The sequence below is a fragment of the Oceaniovalibus guishaninsula JLT2003 genome (assembly GCF_000299575.1).
Classification (GTDB): domain Bacteria; phylum Pseudomonadota; class Alphaproteobacteria; order Rhodobacterales; family Rhodobacteraceae; genus Palleronia; species Palleronia guishaninsula.
The window spans coordinates 1-1,296 of sequence record NZ_AMGO01000032.1; the positions used below are offsets into that span (position 1 = coordinate 1).

Consider the following 1,296-nt stretch of genomic DNA (forward strand, 5'->3'; position numbering starts at 1 on the left):
TGGCGTCGGCGCTGGTCGCGGCGGTATCGAAGACGACCGTGGCGGTGCGCGCCTCGAAGTCGATCTCGACGGCGCGCACGCCCGCGACGCCCTCCATCGCGCGCTTCACCGTCACTGGGCAGAGCGCGCAGGTCATGTTGTCGACCGCAAATGTCACGGTCTGCTCGGCGGCGACGTCCTGCGCTGCGGCAGGGATGGCCGTGATCGGCGCAACGGCGGTCAGGCCAAACAGAACAAGGGCAAGGATCTTCTTCATGAGGGTGTCCTTTCGGGATCAGTAGAGAAGCGGGGCCCACCAGTCGATGGTGAGCGCGGCGACAACGAGAACGAGCGAGGCCCAGAGCGCGCTCTTGGTGATGCGCGCCGATGCTGGCCTTGCGCAGTAGGAGCCGGGTTCGCAGACGGTCGGCTTGCGGAAATAGACCTGCCAGAAACCCGCCCCGATGAAGCCGAGCGCGATCACCGCGAAGATCGGCTTGTAGGGCTCCAGCGCCGTGAGATTGCCGATCCAGGCCCCCGAAATGCCGAGGGTCAGCAGCACCAGCGGCCCGATGCAGCAGGCCGAGGCGAGAAAGGCGGCCACCACCCCGCCCGCCGCAAGCCAGCCCTTTCGGGCGGGGCGATCCGCCCCCGTGCTGTCCGTTCGGTCGTCCGTCAGCGCCATGTCGCGCACCTCTCGTCTGCGATTGAGGAGAGGTGTAGGGTCTGTAGCAACTACAGGCTCAAGGGGAAACCTGCCCATGACCGATCACGAGCGAGAGAGCGGCTTCACACGCGGCGACCTGGCCCGGGCGACCGGCTGCAACATCGAGACGATCCGCTACTACGAGAAGACCGGCCTGCTGCCCGACCCGCCCCGCACGGACGCCGGATACCGGATCTATTCCGCCGCGCACGCCACGCGCCTGCGCTTCATCCTGCGCGCCCGCGAACTCGGATTCTCGATGGAGGATATCCGCGGGCTGATGGGGCTCGAAGACGGCGCCGCGCCGACCTGCGCCGAGGTCAAGGAGCGGACGGAGCGGCACCTCTCCGATGTCCGCGCGAGGATCGCGGATCTTCGGCGTATCGAAACCGTCCTCGCTGCAACCGCATCCAGATGTTCGGGCGCCGAAGTCCCCGACTGTCCGGTGCTCGACGCGATTTCCAACCCGGCCGACCCATGACACCACGCGAAACCATCCTCGCTGCGCTGCATGCGCGGCTCTCGGCGCTGCCCGCCACCGCCCTGCGCGGCGAGGTGCTGCCCGAGCGGGTTCCGGCAGATGGGCTGCTGATCGTGCGCGATGGCGAGCC

The 1,296-nt window shown here is 68.1% G+C and carries 3 protein-coding genes and 1 pseudogene; 2 read left to right on the forward strand and 2 right to left on the reverse strand.

Annotation, left to right across the window (positions count from 1 at the left end; genetic code table 11):
- Nucleotides 1-256, reverse strand: a 256-nt coding sequence (locus tag OCGS_RS08020; RefSeq protein WP_040610803.1) for a heavy-metal-associated domain-containing protein, incomplete at its 3' end; no start/stop codon positions are given.
- An 18-nt stretch (nt 257-274) separates the two neighbouring features.
- Nucleotides 275-664, reverse strand: coding sequence for a mercuric transporter MerT family protein (locus OCGS_RS08025; protein WP_040610800.1), 390 nt, complete (start codon nt 662-664; stop codon nt 275-277).
- 76 nt (nt 665-740) lie between these two features.
- Between OCGS_RS08025 and OCGS_RS08030 the strand changes: the two genes are divergently transcribed.
- Nucleotides 741-1,166 carry a MerR family transcriptional regulator gene (locus OCGS_RS08030; protein ID WP_007426736.1) on the forward strand — a complete coding sequence of 142 codons (426 nt, stop codon included), beginning with the start codon at nt 741-743 and terminating at the stop codon, nt 1,164-1,166.
- Nucleotides 1,163-1,296, forward strand: a pseudogene (locus OCGS_RS08035) (acyl-CoA transferase); the annotation flags it as partial. The gene OCGS_RS08030 and the pseudogene OCGS_RS08035, both read left to right, overlap by 4 nt.

Bases quoted from the DNA above. Each gene is read 5' to 3' on its own strand.
- OCGS_RS08030 (WP_007426736.1), top strand. From the start codon at position 741: ATGACCGATCACGAGCGAGAGAGCGGCTTCACACGCGGCGACCTGGCC.
- OCGS_RS08025 (WP_040610800.1), bottom strand. From the start codon at position 664: ATGGCGCTGACGGACGACCGAACGGACAGCACGGGGGCGGATCGCCCC.